This window comes from Planctomicrobium mucosum, assembly GCF_051466335.1.
Taxonomy (GTDB): Bacteria; Planctomycetota; Planctomycetia; order Planctomycetales; family Planctomycetaceae; genus Planctomicrobium.
This window is the reverse complement of record NZ_CP195793.1, coordinates 3,055,167-3,072,044: the sequence shown is the minus strand read 5'-3', so window position 1 is coordinate 3,072,044 and position 16,878 is coordinate 3,055,167. Positions and strand designations below refer to the sequence as shown.

Genomic DNA, 16,878 nt, shown 5'->3' with positions numbered 1-16,878 from the left:
TTTTCAGGGGGTGAAAACGGGCAGGGTGAAGTTCAATTGGGAGAACGTCACATTCAGGTTGGCTGGAGACCCACCGCCGGAGGCTGGAAGATCGTGATCGATTCGTGTGATGCTGAGGGAGGAGCCATATCGGGCTTCCTTAATCTTAGCGAAGCGTCCAATCTTTTTGCCAGCATTCCCTGTTCCAGATTCCGGTCGTTCCACTTTATATCAGCCACCTGTGCGGATTAAGAAATCCTAATGTGATGTTGCGCATAACTGATGGCCGTTCGCCCGCCTCTCCATCCGGAATGATGCCTAAAAAGTAGCTGGTCTGCGCACCTGAGATGGTGAACGCGAATTCGAGATATTCACAAGTCCCAATCGACCCCGCATGGCGTGCAGCGTGGGGCGAAACGTGCTGCACGCCATTGAACGCGAGACAAAGCAATCGACTTTCGACAACCGGGATCTACTGAGGCAACGGTCCCGGTTGAAGGTGCTTCACGAGATAGCGAGCGATCTGCATCCGCACGTGAACTAAGCTTCCGGGGCCTTCACGGAGGCCGTGGTCTCGGTGCGGATAAACCATATAGTCGAACGGTTTTCCCAACTCGATCAGTCGGTCGACGAGCCCTTCAACGATTTGAATGTGCGTGTTGTTTTCCCCGCCGCCATGCAGGATCAAAAGGTCACCCTTTAATCCTTCAGCGAAATTGATGGGAGCCGACTTCCGGTATCCTTCCGGATTCACGACCGGGTCTCGCATGTAGATTTCCTGGAAGTACGCGTTGTAGAGATGAGGCTGCGGCTTCGGCACAACCGCAATCCCCACCTTGTACAACTCTGGTTTTCGGAATAACGCATTCAGCGTGTTCGAACCTCCTCCGCTCCAACCCCAAATTCCAACGCGGTTGAGATCGATGTATGGGTTTTGCTTTGCCAACTCGATCAAGCCTGCAGCCTGTTCTTCGGTGGAGAGCGGTCCCAGACTTCCGAAGATCGAACGACGCCACGCTGCCCCCTTCGGGCAAGGAGTTCCTCGGTTATCAATCGAAACAACGATGTAACCGAGTTCCGCGACAGCTTTATTGAAGAGAGACTGGGCTGCGCCCCATTTGTCGATTACCGTCTGCGCATGCGGTTCCCCGTAGACGTAAACGAACACGGGATATTTCATCGTCGAATCAAAATTGGCGGGCTTGACCATCCAGGCATCCATTTCAATTCCCTCGCCGATGTCAATTCGCTTGAACTCGGTCGGGAGAGTCTGGAAATCCTGAGCTTTTTCTTTAAGTCGATCATTCTTCACGAGGACCTGAATCGAGCGATGACTCGATGCTTCAATCAAGTCCGTCACTGGGGGAACGTCGAAGGACGAGAAAGTATGCAATGCCCATTTTCGGTCAGGTGAGAAGACAAAGTCGTGCGTCCCTGCCTGTCCAATCGGAGTGACGCGGGCGACCTCACCTGCCTTTGTCAATGGGGCACGATAGAGATACTTTTGTGTCCCGTTTTCAGGAGACGCATAGTAGTAATACCAGTCCCTCTCTTCATCGATGCAGCATCGTTCGATGATGTCGATGCCATCGGGGGTAATCGGACGGATCAGTTCCCCGGTGCGAGCGTAAAGATACGCCTGTCGCCATCCTGAGTTTTCGTGGATCACTACAAATTTGCTTCCTTTGTCGACCCACTGAATCCCCATGTTGACCTGAATACTGGCGACCACCCAGGCAGGATCCGTCTCTTCAAAGATGCATCGGATCTGCCCATTTTTCGTGTTCGCAAGTAAAAATTCACGGCGATCGCGATACCGGCTCAGCTTCTCGATGAAGACTTCTTCCGAGTTGTCAGCCCAGTTGACCAACCCGAGATGAAAGCCCTCTGGTGGTACTGCAAGCGGCAGCCATCTGACGTGTTTCCCTTCAATATCAACGACGCCGACACGGAGATCTGGAAGGCGTTCTCCAATGCGGGAATATGGGACCGACTTCACTTTCGGGTAGGTCGGGTCTGACTTCTCGAGTGTTGTACGCAACGGAACATGCAAGTAGTCCGTTTCTACAAACGAGACAAACTTCCCATCCGGGCTGAGTTCAAGTGAATGCAGGTGGATATTGTCCGGGCGATCGTTTTTGACGATCTGATGTTCGCGTTGGGTGGAACGATTCTTCGCCCATAGACTGCCATCTTTGATGAAGAGCGTGTACTCACCATTTGTCGCTTCTAAATCAGCCGGAGGTCCCTCAGTGTTCGCCCATTCTCCATCTACAAGCTGCATCACCGATATTTCAGGTGATGATGCAGGCCTACGGATGACCAGTTGCTGGCTGTCGCGACTCCATTTTGCTTCGTATTGCTCTTCGCGAAATTCATTGCCCTGATAGATGTCTCGTAGGCGTTTTTCGTATTCCGGCCATGTTTCAGGCGGGGAAGCTAGCAACTGGTGACCGATTATCACGCACAATACTCCACAGCTCATCAATCGAAAAAAAGTAGGCGACACAAAACTCTCCGAGACAAACGTGAGATGACTGAACCTGAGGCCCGAACGAATTCAGTCCAAGAGAATTCGTCTCTGGCTCGAGGATCAATTGGAATGTGTTAAGGTTGTTTCCTGTTAAGTTGCTACGTGGAAAATTCCATCATCTTTGTCACTTCTGTTGCTCATCCATTTTTTGCGGCTCGCAGCGAAGCGGGTTAGTCCTTCTTCTTCGCGCGACCTGCATTGGTGGTCAGAGTTCGTAGCGAGGTCCCTTTGTCTTCCGGCGACCAATCAACGCAAGTGACATCAAATCTACGTCAGCGGTTGTAGTAATCCATCGACGCATTGAAGGATTACTTGACGAGTTTCGAAAGGGGCAAGCACAAGAAATATCAGGAGAAACATCATGAATCTGATGCTTCATAATCTCAGACTGAGATTTGCGCACGATCGTTTTTCTGTTGCCGAGAGAGCCTCGGATCACCATATAAAAAGCGGATCAATTTGGAGGACGAAATTGATTCTCCAAGCCGAGTATCTGGGATGTAATTAAAGAATTTCGATGAAAATCATACTGTGATTCAGCAGGCAACTTTTCTTAAGATCGGTTTCACGTCAGATGATCACTTCCGAACCAACTTAAATTGGACCAGTGCTGAAATCCCTGTGTCTCTTTTTCCTAAGTGATGCACATAAAGTTGATACGACCGATTCACCCTCATTCAGGATTCTTGCTCAGGCTGCCACATGAAATATTTTTTGTCGATTGCGATCACGGCATTGCTGACAACGATCACGCTTGGGGACGACTCATCTTCCTCGAGGCTGACCGTTGCTCGGCTGTTTCGAGACCATGAATTTTCATCCGATCCTGTTCGCCCAATGCATTGGAGCAGGTCTCAGGACTCCTACTTCCGAATGCATCAGAGGGGAATTGAGAGTCAACTGATTCGACACGACCTGAGCACTGGGCAAGAGGAGGTGATCATCAAGGCTGCCGAGTTGATTCCCTCGACGGAGTCAGCGCCGCTGAATGTCGAAAGCTTTCAGCTCTCCGAAGACGAAACCCAGATTCTGATTTTCACAAACAGCCAACGTGTCTGGCGGCACAATACCAGAGGCGATTTCTGGGTCTTCGATCGATCCAGCAGGAAGCTTTCAAAACTGGGGGGCGATTCACCTGCATCTTCGTTGCTGTTCGCTAAGTTCTCTCCCGATGGGAAATGGGTTGCTTACGTTCGAGAGAACAATCTGTACGCAGAATCATTAGAGAATCATCAGATTCGGCAGCTGACAACCGATGGTTCAGCGACAGTGATTAACGGAACCTCAGACTGGGTCAATGAGGAAGAACTTTCTATTCGAGATGCATTTCGATGGAGCCCCGATAGTCGCCAGATTGCTTACTGGCAATTTGACACCGAGAATGTTCGGCACTTCGAGATGATCGACAATTCAACCGGGAACTACCCAAAGATCATTCGTTTTCCGTATCCCAAGGTTGGAGAACAGAATTCTGCCGTGCGAGCAGGTGTTGTGTCCCTTGAGACCGCAGTGACAAACTGGTTTCAACTCCCCGGGGATCCTCGTGAGCATTACATCGCTCAGGTGGAGTGGATTCCGGGGACCCGAAAAGTGGTGGTGCAGCAAATGAACCGCCTGCAAAATACCAATCAAGTCATCCTTTGTGAACCTGATGATGGAACCGTCAGAACGATCCTCGTTGAAAAAGATGATGCCTGGTTAGAGAACGACAATCCATTTCGTTGGCTTCAGAATGGCCGGGCATTCCTCTGGATGAGTGAACGAAATGGCTGGCGTCATCTGTATCGGGCTGAATTTCGGGACCAAGTCGACTTCAAAGTCGAATTGACGCCCGTTACCTCAGGTGAGTTCGACGTGATTCAGCCAGAGGCGATTGATGACGACAACGGATGGATCTATTTCTCCGCGTCCCCAACGAACGCGACGCAGCGATATCTTTACCGCGTCAGCGTTAATGGCGGTAAAACAAGACGGCTGTCAGATGAGAATCAGTCCGGGTGGCACACGTACCAGTTCTCGAACAACGCGAAATGGGCCGTCCATTCGTATTCGACGTTCACGACCCCGCCAGTGATCAGACTTCTTCGCTTCCCAGATCACGAAGTGGTTCGTGTGATTACAGAGAATGAAAAACTCAAAGCGAAACTCGCAGAACTTGGTCTGCCGAAGGCGGAGTTTTTTAAGATTCACACAGCTGACGCGGAGATGGATGGCTGGTGTATTCAGCCGAACGATTTCGATCCCAATCAAAAATATCCATTGCTGATCCATGTCTACGGTGAACCGCATGGTCAAACTGTGCGAGATAGCTGGATGGGGGCAAGAAATCTTTGGCATTTCATGCTCGCGCAGCAAGGTTACATCGTTGTCAGCATGGAAAATCGTGGGACAAACATTCCAAAGGGACGTGCGTGGCGGAAGTGTGTGTATCGTCAAATTGGAATTCTCGCTTCTCAGGATCAGGCGGAGGCCACTCGCGAATTCCTTCTACGTCGACCTGAGATCGATGCGAAACGGGTCGGAATCTGGGGGTGGAGCGGCGGCGGGAGTATGAGTCTCAATGCGATCTTTCGATATCCCGATATTTATCAGACCGCAATCGCGGTGGCCCCCATGGCGGATCAACGTCTCTATGACACGATTTACCAGGAACGGTACATGGGGTTACTTGACGACAATCGGGATGGCTATGAGCAAGGATCTCCCGTCACGTTCGCGAAGAATCTGAAAGGCAATCTGCTTCTTGTTCACGGAACCGGAGATGACAATTGCCACTACCAAGTGACCGAGCAACTGATTAATGAACTGATCCTCCACGACCGCATCTTCTCTCAAATGCCATATCCAGGAAGGTCACATAGCTTGAGTGAGGGCACCAACACCGTTCCCCACTTCTACGAAATATTGACACGCTACCTCCACGCAAATCTCCCCACGAATGCAGATGTTCCAAAGGAGACGACTGCCGCTGAACCCAAATGAGGAAATCAATCGGCAGGGCTTCTTCACTCAGCTATTGTCAGAGAGGAAAAACTCTGGATGGATCTCTGCTCTCTCTTGGCGATTCTCTCGGCAGCGGCAGTACATCGGCAAGAGGGAGCAGTCGGCTTGGGACTTGCTCGCTGGCGATTCAATGAAACTGTAGCAACGCATCCAATTGCCAGAACTCGACGCTTCTGCGAGATCGGGATCGCGATTTGAACCGTTCCGAATTCCTCGGAGTACTCTCTCTGTCGGGCGATTGTTAGTGGTTCGATCGCAGACCACCTCCATCGGTTGCCGATCGAGTGGTTGCATATCGATGCCTCCTGCTTGAATTTTATATTTGTGCTATTTCCTTAGCCGGAATCAGTAAATGCGCATCAATCTATTTGTCTCACAATATTGTCATTGAACAGGCTTTCCAATTTCCGTACACAGAAAAGGATACTGATGCTTTTTTGTGTTGGTTTGTCTATGTGGAAGTCATTCGCAAGCGACAATTTTTGCTCTGTGTTCTTTTTCTGTGGGCGTTTATTTGGAGGCCGTTATGGAATCGTTTAAAATGAGCTCTGTAATTTCACCGCATCGACGAAAATCAAGAGGTTTTACGCTTATTGAATTATTGGTGGTGATCGCCATTATTGCCGTGTTGATTGCACTTTTGTTACCAGCAGTGCAACAGGCGCGCGAAGCCGCTCGACGATCGCAGTGCAAGAACAATCTCAAGCAGGTTGGTCTTGCTCTGCATAATTACCATGACATGTTCGGTTCATTTCCGATTGGATCGCGAGTTGACCACACTGGCTGGTTCGGCCAGACGTGGTGGGTCGGGCTGCTTCCATCGATGGATCAGGCAAATTCTTTCGCAACATGGGACCATGGCGCATATGCAGGTGGGTTCAGCCATGATCAAAATCAATTGGCAATGCGGACACCGATTCCAATCATGGTCTGTCCATCGTCAACAATGGCGCAGCCGCAGGACTGGCAGCGACGTTCGACTTACATCGGGATTGCAGGTGGAACACCGACAGCAGCGTTCCCTGAAAGCCGTGTGAATAACAGCGCAGCAGACTGCTGCGGTGATCGCGGGTCAGCAGGAAACGGGATCTCGGCGGGCGGCGGCCTATTGGTGCGGAACAAGACGAAATCGATGAAAGACTGCACTGATGGTACTTCCAACACAATCATCGTTGGTGAAGTTGGCGGATCTTTAGTTACTGCCAACACGTCTCATGCTGCTGCGATTGCGAGTCAGCATCCTCATACGATTAAGGGGAACCGAATTCATATTGGTGGCTCTGGGCCACATTCCTGGTCGATGGGCACAAGTGGCGATGGCACTTCTGTCATGTCTCAATACAGAGCGTTCAACATCACGACTGTCCATTACCCTCCCAATACCCGCAACTATGATCAACCGGGAATTAACGTCAACTTCGGGCCGAACAACCCGCTGAATTCAGAGCATACAGGCGGTATTCACGCGTTGTTTGCAGACGGTCACGTTGGAATGATCAGCGATAACGTGAATCTCGATACACTTCGACATCTGGCCATCGCCGACGACGGCGTCCCAGTGGGAGAATTCTAACAGGCAACTCGTGACTACGACGATTTCCGGAGCGAGCAACTCGGCCGCACGACAAGTTGTTTCCCCTCATAACTGTCTACAGAGGTGATGGCCGGGAGCTTGCGGTACTCAGGTCACTTTTCATTGCATTTCACTATGCGAGCCCCGATGGAACAGTCCGTCGGGGCTCGCACTTTTTCTACCCACGGATGAACGCATGTGATGGACAATTGCTCGAATTGCTTGCCCGGCGTCGTCAAAACCTGTCGATCGATCCGCTTTTCCGTCTGATTGCGGAAGAAGAAAACGGGCAAATTCGAACCGAGGAGTGTGAAAACTTTCGTTCGAATCCGTAACATTGGCACTTTGAAATTGTCGCTCTTTCATTATTTCCTTGTATGTGGGGACGGCTTGCGAAAAATCGGTGCAGAACTTCCGATTGACGTCGGTGTCGTTTTCGCGGTGAATCATGAGATCTCTGTTTCGCGAGGCGGGAAAGCGTCTCCATACTGCGAGTCGACTAAACGTGCTCGCAATTGGAACGAGTTTATTGCTGCTCTCGGTTGCCAGCTTTGGAGCATGGCACGTTCATCGTATTCAGAAGCAGTCCGAGAAGCTTCTTTCCACGAAAGTCATCAGTATCCAGGCTGCTGTTGAATTGGAGCTTCAGGTCCAGGAACTCCGATATTGGCTGGACCGTATCCTGTCTGTGACCACTTCCCCTTCGAACGATCGAACGACCGTCGCAATGGCTGCGAAATCGACGATGCTCGTCAAATCGCAAATCGTTCATTGGTACCGCGAGGCAGCAAAAGTCGCGAGTACTGATCTGGAGCGGGAACTTCTCTCGAAGATCCGATCAGGGCTCGATCGATTTTATGAAATTGTCGACGAATTGGACGATTCCACTGTTGGGGCGGACCAACTTGGACGCAAAGCTGAACTGGCAGCGACCATTTTGGAGAAAGAAATTCGCATCCCCGCCAGAGAAATCGTTAGCATTGACGAGCAACTCCTGAAGACGAGTCTTGACGACGCTGCGTTTCAATCGCGTCGTCTTGTTCAGATCCTTTTGCTGGTCGGGATATTTGGGTCTCTGGCAGCACTCGCGGGTGGCTATCTATTGGCTCGAACCATCAGCAAATCGCTCATTCAGATTCAGATTCCGATGTTAGACGTCGCAGGAAAGCTCAGCGAAGTTTCCCGCACAGTCATGATTTCCACAAAGCTGGATCTGGCAGACCTCAGTCCTGCACTGGAGCGGGTCTCAACAGAAGTGAACGAAGTTGTTGAGCAGTTGCATGTTCGTCACAAGGAAATCCTTCACGCTGAACAACTCGCGACTGCCGGTCAATTGGCAGCGGGAATTGCGCATGAGATTCGCAATCCCCTGATGTCGATGAAGCTACTGGTTCAGCACGCGTTGGCGCCGGATTCTGGGGGGTTGGATGAACAGGATCTGAGCATCCTGGACGCCGAGATCTGTCGGCTTGAAATCCTGCTGGACGATTTTCTGGATTTTGCTCGGCCCCAGAAATTGAACCTGGCGGTCGTGGATATTCGTTCACTCGCTCAGGGGACGTTGGCACTGGTCAGAAAGTTGGCAGATGCCAGAAACGTCAATGTAGAATGCAGCTTACCCGACGTTCCGATTTCGCTGCTCGTCGATCAGGCACGCATCAGACAAGTGTTATTAAATCTGATGTTGAACGGTATTCAGGTCACACCCCCGAACGGATTCGTCAGGCTTTCCGTCAAACAGGCGAGAATTGATGGGAGGTTGGTCTGCCAATTGCAGGTAAGTGATGACGGACCGGGACTAGGTGATGTGACTGAAGAACGTTTGTTCGAACCATTTTTCAGTACCAAAGAAATCGGTTTAGGTCTCGGGCTGCCAGTCAGTCAGCGGATCGTGAAATTGCACGGTGGTGAGCTTTTACTGGGCCCGAGGACTGGTGGGGCCACTTTTATCGTGGTACTCCCAATGACGAAGTCAAAGCCACAAAGTGACGTCAAAAAATTGATCGAAAATAATTGAGTATGCCAAACTCAGGGTCGCCACAAAAACTGCTTATCATTGACGATGAGACGAATCTGCTTTATTCCATGGCCAAAGCCTTGAAGCGTGATTCCATTGAAGTGATTACTGCAGATACCGCCGCCGCGGGCCTCGGTAAGGTTCGTCTGGAAAAGCCTGATGCCGTTGTTCTGGATGTCCGGCTTCCGGATGCTTATGGACTCGATGTTTTCGACGAAATTCGGAAGATGATTCCCAACATGCCGGTGATCATCATTACGGCATTTTCGACGATGGAAACTGCCGTTGAAGCGATGAAGCGAGGCGCGTACGAGTATTTGCTGAAACCGATCGAACTGGCCGTCTTGAAGGATTTGGTCAACAGAGCACTGGAAATCAGCCGGAGTGATCGATCTTCAAGAAGCTTACACCCCAATTACGAGCCACGGCCTGATCAGCAGATCGTCGGATCATCGCCTGCCATGCAGGAAGTCTTTAAAGCGATTGGCCGCGTTGCCCCGCAGGACATTACGGTTTTAATTCAAGGCGAAAGTGGAAGCGGAAAAGAACTCGTTGCAGAAGCGATCCGAGAGCACAGCTTGCGTGCGAAAGGGCCGTTTCTGGCAATGAACTGTGCAGCGATTCAGGAAACGATTCTGGAAAGCGAATTGTTCGGCCACGAAAAAGGGGCCTTTACGGGGGCGGATCGGGCCCGAATCGGGAAATTCGAGCAGGTTGACGGAGGAACCCTCTTTCTCGACGAAATTGGAGATATGTCCAGCGCAACGCAGGCGAAAGTTCTGCGTCTTCTTCAGGACGGGAGTTTTCAACCAGTTGGGAGTAACGAGACGCGTCGAGCCAATGTGAGAGTCATCGCAGCGACGAATCGCAACCTGGAAAAGATGGTTGCAGAGGGCGTCTTTCGCGAAGATCTCTATTACCGGCTTCGGGGGTTTGTCATCGAGATTCCTCCTTTGAGAAACCGACTCGATGATCTCGAATCGCTCGTGATGCACTTCATTAAGCAGTTCAATCAGGAACTGGGGAAGAGCATTGAATCAATCACGGAAGAAGCGATGCGATGCATGAAGATGTATCATTGGCCCGGCAATGTTCGCGAACTGCAGTCGACCATGAGATACGCGCTGCTGTACGCCGTTGGAGACACGATTACATCTGGTTCCTTGCCCCCGCATATCCGAGGCGATGTTCGGTCGAACGATCAGGCTAGCGTGATCGACGGAGAGCAACTCAGTATTGCTGCACTGATTTCCTCACAGTTGTCGAGAAACAGCCAGAATCTCTATCGCAACATCCACTCATCCGTCGATCGAATCCTGCTGAATAAGGTGATGGATTTTGCGGATGGGAGTCAGGTGCAGGCTGCACAAGTTCTGGGAATCTCTCGGACCACCTTACGGGCTCGACTCAATGAGCTTGAACTCCCCGGCGATCGCTCACCCTGTTCAGTTTCTGACGGGGCTGACCAGAATCTGGACGACTAGCCTGTCGCGATTTGCTTCTTGACCAATTTTTGGTCGAGGTGAAATGAATCTAGCCATGGCGCCAGGTGTTTCGCTTCCTGTAACTTCGTTTGGCTTCCGGTGTGAAGTGACGAGTTAAAAATTTTTAGGATCAGCAAGAGCTGAATATTCAGCGACTTACGAAACCATCAATCATCTCCGTTGCTGAGTGCAGCCACTTAGGCACAGTCATTGCGAATACTCTTTTCGTACTCCGGTGCTGTGGACAACTCTCGTTCAAAAGTTGTTCGACCCCGAAAATTTTAACTCAGGCTGAATCAATCTAGCCATTTGGATGTCGCTGCATTTGGCGAATCCATCCGTGAGCACGGACCCGTTCACGAGACTTCATCAGTCAGCTCGATGAATTCAGTTCCGGGTTGATCGTTCCATTCAGCTCGTCAGCCTCACCCAAAAGTGCTGACGGCGTATCACGATCTGCAGGAGATGTTAACGGATGACGTTTCACACAGACCTGAAGCCGATCTTCGGAAGCAAGCAGAGCAAGCTCTCTCGCATCCTTGCACATTTTCCAGAGCAGGGCGATCCGGGAGAACTCATTCGTTTCTCGGTGAGAATTGCTCAACAATTCCAGGCAAGCCTGCGTGGGCTCACTCTCGTCAATACCGAGAACCTGGAAAGCTCGTTCACAAACGTGGAATCAGCAGCCTTCGCTGTCTACGAGTACGAGCGAATTACGGACCGCAAAGTTCAGCGTGAGCAAGTGCGTGTCGACTTTTCACAGGCATGTCTCGATGCCGGACTCGACTTCGATCTGCAACGAAGACAAGGGCCATTGTCAAACGTTCTCAAACGGGAATCCCGTTTCCATGATTTAACTGTGACCTCGATTCCGAGTTCAAAATCAGAGAAGACAAAGAACGAGCTGACCCCCGAACAGATTGTCGAGATGGTTCTCGGCGGCGTCTCACCTCTGATCGTCCTGCGAGAAAAGATCGAACTGACGCCGCGCATCCTGCTCGTTCAGGATGGAACTCAGGAGTCGAGCCGGGCGATTACCTCATTCATTTCGCAGGATTTATTCCCGGATGCAGCTGTTCGACTGCTGGCCATTGGTGGAGATCAGTTTACATCCCAGCAACTGCTCAGAGAGCAAGTCGATCAGATTCAGGACCGGGTCCCCAACCTCGAAGTGGGGTATCAAATTGGTACCGCTGACAAGATTCTCCCCGATTTCATCCAGCAGTGGGAAGCAGGCCTGGTTGTGATCGGAACTGAGAGAAGATCGTCAATTTTCCGACGCTTTCAGGGACGGGCAGTGCGCCGAGTTCTGAAGAGAACTGATGCCGCGATCTACTCTGTCTACTAGCCGTCACTGATTGCTCGACCCGCTTTATGGAATTGATTGCCTCGCAACACTCCTTCGACTCAATGCTGTTTGGAATATCATGGAGCGACGTAACTTTTGGCTTGATGTTGTTACCCTCACACAAACCATTACCCCACTGGTGATGGGCCGCGTGATGGCATTCGGTGCCTGGGGAGCGTTCGTCTGGTGGTTCGCAACACATGTCTTGCGGATCCAGATCGAACTGGGTGTCGCCCCGTATGAGATCATTGGTGCTGTGATGGCACTGCTGCTCGTGCTGCGCACCAACTCCGGGTACGATCGGTGGTACGAAGGCCGAAAACTCTGGGGCGGAATTGTGAATCAGTCCCGCAACCTCGGGGTGATAGGAACTTCCTATGGACCAAACGATCGCGCGTGGAGAGAAGCGTTTGTACGTTGGGTGGTTGCGTTTTCTCATTTATCAAGACACGGTCTTCGCGGCGAGCGAGACCTCTCCGATCTCAAGGGGCTTCTGAAACCGAGCGAACTGAAGGAGCTCGAAAACGTGAAGCATTACGCGATTTATGCCTCAGCCCGAGTTGCTCAACTCCTACGGGTGGCGCGAGACCAACATGCGATGGACGGGTTCGCGTACATGAAGGCGGAAGATCAACGCTGCCTATTGATTGATCATCTGGGGGCCTGTGAACGAATTCTCAAGACACCACTCGCCCGCGTTGTCTCAGTCAAAGTACGAAAGTTTTTGTTCCTGTTTCTCCTCGTGCTCCCACTTGCAATTGTCGACAGGTCAGGCGGCTTTACGCCACTGCTGACGATCCTTGTGGCTTTCCCGTTGCTTTCTCTCGATCAGATTGGGGTGGAGCTAGAGAATCCGTTCTCCAGAAACCGATTAAGCCATCTCCCGCTGACCCAGATTTGTGAAACGATTCAGGAGAACCTGTTCGAGTTGCTTGAGGTCAATTCTGAGGCGGAAATCGAAGACTGGAAGGACCACAACTCCGACGAGTACATTGCACATCAGGTTCCTCAATCTGTCAGTTAGGAACCACCGAATTCAGGAGTTCAGGGTCTCCGCGCACTGCAGGGAGACCCTTTTTTCATTGGCTGCGATCAAAGCAGTTGTCTCATCAGTCGATGCTTCTTCGATGAGCCGAAATGATTTGAATCAGAACTGAATTCGAGTAGACTCCGTTACTTCGCAAACGCATTGCCGCACCTGAGAACTCACCGACACGGGAGTTTGCGGTATTCCGCGTTGTAAGTCAGCGAGTGAGTCTCACTGCGAGCGAACCTTCCTCGATCGAAGCGACTTTCTGAAAGTGCAGTGATGCCGGAAATTGTTCTTGCGACACTGAACGCTCGCTTCGCTCATACAGCTTTTGGTCTGCGGTATCTCCTTGCCAATATGGGGGAATTGTCCGACGAGACCTGCATGCTGGAATTCGGGATCAAAGACAATAGCGTCGACATGCTGACTCAGGTGGTACAGCGTAATCCGAAGATCATCGGCTTCGGCGTGTACATCTGGAACGTCGAGCCGATGACCCGTCTGGTCGCGGAACTCAAACGAGTTCGACCTGAGATCATTGTGGTGCTCGGGGGACCGGAGGTCAGTTATGAAGCAATCGGCCAGCCGATTGTCGAACTTGCCGACTACGTCATCAGCGGGGAAGGGGACATGGCATTTGCCGAACTCTGTCGTGAGATTCTCAAGGGAGCTAGGCCGGAAGAAAAGTTTATTGCGGCACCCGTTCCGCAACTCGATCAAGTCAATCTGCCGTACCACCTTTACTCTGATGCGGACATTTCACACCGCGTGCTCTATGTGGAGGCCTCGCGTGGCTGTCCGTTCACCTGTGAATTCTGCCTCTCCGCGTTAGAGATCCCAGTTCGACAATTCTCCCTGGAGAAGTTTTTGGCAGCGATGCAGTCGCTGTTGGATCGTGGTGCACGCCAGTTCAAATTTGTCGATCGAACCTTCAACCTCAATTTGCGCATCAGTCAGGCGATTCTTCAGTTCTTCCTCGATCGCTATGACCCCGAAATGTTCCTGCATTTCGAGATGATTCCGGATCGCCTTCCAGCGTCACTTCGAGAGTTGATTAAGAAATTTCCTGCGGGCGCTCTTCAATTTGAAATTGGCGTGCAAACATTCAACGACGACGTTGGTGAACTGATCAGCCGGAAGCAGGACAACTCAAAACTCGCGGACAATTTCCAATTCTTACGGCGGGAAACGGGAGTCCATCTGCATGCTGACTTAATCGTCGGGTTGCCGGGGGAAAGCGTTGAGAGCTTCGCAGCGGGGTTCGACCGACTCGTGGCACTTGATCCACAAGAGATTCAGGTTGGAATTCTCAAACGGCTCCGCGGAACTCCCATTGTGCGTCACGATGTTCCGTTCCAAATGACCTATAGCCCATTCCCGCCCTATGAGATTCTCTCGACGAGTCTCGTCAGTTTCGAGCAGATTTATCAATTGCGGCGGTTCGCGAGATTTTGGGATCTGATCGCGAATAGTGGAAATTTCGTGAGAACGAAACGACTGCTGTGGAGCGGGGGCGAGTCTCCGTTCAACTCCGTGATGGGTATCGCCAACTGGATTTACGCTCAAGACCAAAGATCACATGGCATCCCGCTGCCTCGTCTCGCAGAACTGGTGTTTGAGTACTTAACCACTCAGCTCAGTCGAGATGAAGAACTCGTTGCCCAAACGATCTGGATGGACTACACGGGCGGGGGGCGAGAGGACCAGCCGAAATTCCTTCGACGGTTTATTCTTCCTTCTCCGCGAGATCTTCATCCAGAGCGAAACCGGCTTCCGGCGCGTCAGTCACGACACCTCCAGGGTGATCCGATGGCGCAGTAACGATCCGTTTGACCTCGGGCTTTTCAATTGGCTGCTGCCAGCTGATTGAGTGTTGGTGCATCCCGCCCGGTGATTCCGCGGTTTATGGGAGTGTGAGCTCTCTCCAATCTGGCGATCTGGAACGCCTCTCTGAATTCACTGAATGGCGATGAGACCAAAAAAAGAAAATCCCCTTGTGAGTGGGGATTTTCGTTGGAGCGAATCGCCGGGAGGCGATAGCTGTGGGTACGACGACTCAGTGATCGGGTTACTTCTTGCCAGTCAAATCGAAATCAATTTCCTGATTGCCGGTTTTGACCTCCACTGCTTCTGTGTAGGAAATCCGTACGGGCTGGCTATACCGCTCGTTGAAGTTCTTGATTTCAGCCTCGTTGGCCCCTTCCCTGAGCTTTGGCATCTTTGCCGTCGGCATTGGGGGAACACTGAAAGCAACTGTGTGCTTCCCCGGAAGTGCTCCGTTTGCCTGTGGAGAGTAGGTTAAGCTGTATTGCCCTTCTGAATTGGTCGTGCCTGAGGAGAGGCGTCCCTTCTCCGGAGAGAATTCGACATAGACACCGGATGCTGGTTTCCCATCGATGACAACTTTTCCGCGAACCTGAGCCAAAGAAGGAATATCAGAGCCTCCGCAGCCGACAAGGAACGAAGCAAGGCATGCGATCGACAGCAGTTGAAATTTCATGACGTTACTCACCTATACAACAACTTAAAGGAAAATCTCAACGAAGAATTGGCGATGAGTGGCAATGTCCTTCACCGGTGTTTTTTGGCCGGAGGACAACAAAATACCCGCAAGTCAAAAATCTCGACTTGCGAGTATTCGAAAGGTTCTAATCCGATTCTGATAACGCTTGTTTGCGTCATCAGAGCAAATGTCAGTGATTAGAATTCCCCAAGCACTTCGCCACCTGCTCGGCTACCAAGAGCTTCGTAGGTATCGCCGCTGATGTTGTCGCTCACAAAAACGATGCGACCATCGCCCATCAGGAAGTGAACTCCACCTGTATGGAAACTTCCGAAAATACGGTTCTGCGATGCTCCACCCAAGCCGCCGGTTGAGTTAATCGCATACTGGCGGGGTGTGAAGGAGAAGACTCGGTCGTGCCACGAAAGATGGTCAGAACCAAGCCACCATGAAGCGGTTCGTGCAGTTCGTGGAGACCCTGTGACGACTCCGCCGTCGCGCTCTCCAACCATGATTGTGTTGGAAGAACCGTCAGTCATATCCTTGAAGCCGAAGGCTCCGTTCACTGCGAACATTCCCTTGAAGTTGCCGACGTTGTAGTCTCCATCATTCACGAAAATATGTCCTCCATTACCGACATAGTTTGATTTCGCCATCGGACCGTCTTCGTAGTAAGAATTGGCAGCTGGCATTGGGTCAGTTGGACACATGTAAACGGGAATTGGCGTCCGCCCGACAGCATTCGAAGCATAGCTAGCTTCCGTACCGAAGTTCTGCGATTCCGTTTTGACCGCCTCATAGATGGCTGTCTGATCCATTTGCGGGAGAATCAGCGTTGACCATGCGATGGGGTTCCAGCCGTCCTGGTAGTGGAGGTGTCGAACTGCACCGATTGGGAAAATGTTGTGTACATCGTGGTAGTTGTGCAGAGCCAAGCCAATTTGCTTGAGGTTGTTTTTGCACTGGCTACGACGAGCGGCTTCTCGCGCTTGCTGCACAGCAGGCAGCAACAGGGCGATGAGCACGGCAATAATCGCGATTACCACCAGCAACTCGATGAGAGTAAATCCGCGACGATGGCGCGAGCCTGCTTTCAGCAGATGGTCAGATGGGCTTAACACTCGAATCTCCTCTTCAGATGGGAGGTGAAAATGAATTTTCAGGAGGACGAATCCTGACAAAAAAACGGAAGTGAATTGCTGGATTTATTAAGAACGTCTGCAATTAAGTCGTTAGAATCAATTGGTTTCTGCCAACTTGAATTCCGGCAGGAAGAGTGCTGATGATGAATTATAAAACTTAGTTACATGTTAGCGACCGTGAAAACACTACTAGGATTAACACCCTGTCGACGTTTGAAAAGCGAACTTTTATTAAAATTTGACTTTTATGAGAAAGAGCTGGGATC

At 51.1% G+C, this 16,878-nt stretch carries 12 protein-coding genes; 8 read left to right on the top strand and 4 right to left on the bottom strand.

The features are described from left to right. Positions 1–3: 3 nt before the first annotated feature. Together SH668x_RS12290 and SH668x_RS12285 are read right to left on the bottom strand one after the other, a co-directional pair. On the bottom strand, positions 4–204 hold the full coding sequence (locus tag SH668x_RS12290; protein WP_437185356.1) for a hypothetical protein: 201 nt from the start codon (positions 202–204) through the stop codon (positions 4–6). 247 nt (positions 205–451) lie between these two features. Then, positions 452–2,443, bottom strand: a complete 1,992-nt coding sequence (locus SH668x_RS12285; protein ID WP_437185355.1) for a DPP IV N-terminal domain-containing protein — start codon at positions 2,441–2,443, stop codon at positions 452–454. Positions 2,444–3,214: 771 nt separating this feature from the next. On the opposite strand from SH668x_RS12285, the gene SH668x_RS12280 reads away from it, so the two are divergent. The 8 genes from SH668x_RS12280 (at position 3,215) to SH668x_RS12245 (ending at position 14,788) form a co-directional block, all read left to right on the top strand. Continuing rightward, positions 3,215–5,494, top strand: a complete 2,280-nt coding sequence (locus SH668x_RS12280) for a S9 family peptidase (protein ID WP_437185354.1) — start codon at positions 3,215–3,217, stop codon at positions 5,492–5,494. Between the two features lie 57 nt (positions 5,495–5,551). Continuing rightward, positions 5,552–5,713 carry a hypothetical protein gene (locus tag SH668x_RS12275; protein WP_437185353.1) on the top strand — a complete coding sequence of 54 codons (162 nt, stop codon included), beginning with the start codon at positions 5,552–5,554 and terminating at the stop codon, positions 5,711–5,713. 343 nt (positions 5,714–6,056) lie between these two features. Beyond that, complete coding sequence (locus SH668x_RS12270) at positions 6,057–7,088, top strand: DUF1559 family PulG-like putative transporter (protein WP_437185352.1); 1,032 nt, start codon at positions 6,057–6,059, stop codon at positions 7,086–7,088. A 448-nt stretch (positions 7,089–7,536) separates the two neighbouring features. Next, positions 7,537–9,105 carry a sensor histidine kinase gene (locus SH668x_RS12265; RefSeq protein ID WP_437185351.1) on the top strand — a complete coding sequence of 523 codons (1,569 nt, stop codon included), beginning with the start codon at positions 7,537–7,539 and terminating at the stop codon, positions 9,103–9,105. 2 nt (positions 9,106–9,107) lie between these two features. Beyond that, positions 9,108–10,589, top strand: coding sequence for a sigma-54-dependent transcriptional regulator (locus tag SH668x_RS12260; protein ID WP_437185350.1), 1,482 nt, complete (start codon positions 9,108–9,110; stop codon positions 10,587–10,589). 475 nt (positions 10,590–11,064) lie between these two features. After that, complete coding sequence (locus SH668x_RS12255; RefSeq protein ID WP_437185349.1) at positions 11,065–11,937, top strand: hypothetical protein; 873 nt, start codon at positions 11,065–11,067, stop codon at positions 11,935–11,937. Between the two features lie 79 nt (positions 11,938–12,016). Then, complete coding sequence (locus SH668x_RS12250; protein ID WP_437185348.1) at positions 12,017–12,961, top strand: bestrophin family protein; 945 nt, start codon at positions 12,017–12,019, stop codon at positions 12,959–12,961. A gap of 285 nt (positions 12,962–13,246) precedes the next feature. After that, positions 13,247–14,788: a DUF4080 domain-containing protein gene (locus SH668x_RS12245; RefSeq protein WP_437185347.1), complete on the top strand. Its 1,542-nt coding sequence runs from the start codon at positions 13,247–13,249 to the stop codon at positions 14,786–14,788. Between the two features lie 247 nt (positions 14,789–15,035). On the opposite strand, the gene SH668x_RS12240 is transcribed toward SH668x_RS12245, so the two are convergent. Together SH668x_RS12240 and SH668x_RS12235 are read right to left on the bottom strand one after the other, a co-directional pair. Continuing rightward, complete coding sequence (locus SH668x_RS12240) at positions 15,036–15,467, bottom strand: hypothetical protein (protein WP_437185346.1); 432 nt, start codon at positions 15,465–15,467, stop codon at positions 15,036–15,038. Between the two features lie 200 nt (positions 15,468–15,667). After that, positions 15,668–16,591 carry a DUF1559 family PulG-like putative transporter gene (locus tag SH668x_RS12235; protein WP_437185345.1) on the bottom strand — a complete coding sequence of 308 codons (924 nt, stop codon included), beginning with the start codon at positions 16,589–16,591 and terminating at the stop codon, positions 15,668–15,670. Positions 16,592–16,878: the final 287 nt, after the last annotated feature.